Origin of the sequence: Prevotella sp. P3-122 (assembly GCF_002251365.1) — a bacterium.
GTDB lineage: Bacteria > Bacteroidota > Bacteroidia > Bacteroidales > Bacteroidaceae > Prevotella.
This window is the reverse complement of record NZ_NPJH01000001.1, coordinates 1-671: the sequence shown is the minus strand read 5'-3', so window position 1 is coordinate 671 and position 671 is coordinate 1. Positions and strand designations below refer to the sequence as shown.

Here is a 671-nt window from a genome sequence, read left to right as displayed (position 1 = left end):
AATATCACCGCAAGTCAACCATGTCAAAGGCAGAAATTATGGTAATCATGATACTGTTTCATGATTCAGGCTACCGTTGCCTGAAACATTTCTATATAGAAAAGGTATGCAGACATATGCGTCACCTCTTCCCGAAAGTTGTCTCATACAACCGATTCGTGGAACTTGAAAAGGAAGTAGCCATCCCTTTGGCTCTATTCATCAAGAAGGTGCTGCTCGGAAAATGTACTGGCATAAGTTTCGTGGACAGCACTCCCCTTAGAGTATGCAGGAACCAGAGGATACATATCCACAAGGTATTCAAGGGCATTGCGCAAAGAGGCAAGTGCTCCATGGGATGGTTCTTTGGCTTTAAGCTGCATCTGATATGTAACGAGAGGGGTGAGTTGCTGAACTTTATGATAACCCCCGGGAGATGTGGATGACAGGAAACCATTGGAATACAAAGCCTTCGTAGAATTCATATATGGCAAGCTGGTCGGAGATAAAGGGTATATCAGCAAGAACCTTTTCCAACGCCTGTTCGTGGATGGCATACAGCTTATCACCAAACTTAAAAACAACATGAAAGGTGCCTTGATGAGCGTGTCTGACAAGCTGCTGCTTAGGAAACGAGCAATAATAGAAACGGTAAATGACGAGTTGAAGAATATTGCACAAGTGGAACATTC

General features: G+C 43.5%; 1 pseudogene. It reads left to right on the top strand.

Going from position 1 to position 671, the window contains the following annotated elements:
* A pseudogene (locus CIL02_RS00005) lies at positions 1 to 671 on the top strand (IS982 family transposase); the annotation flags it as partial.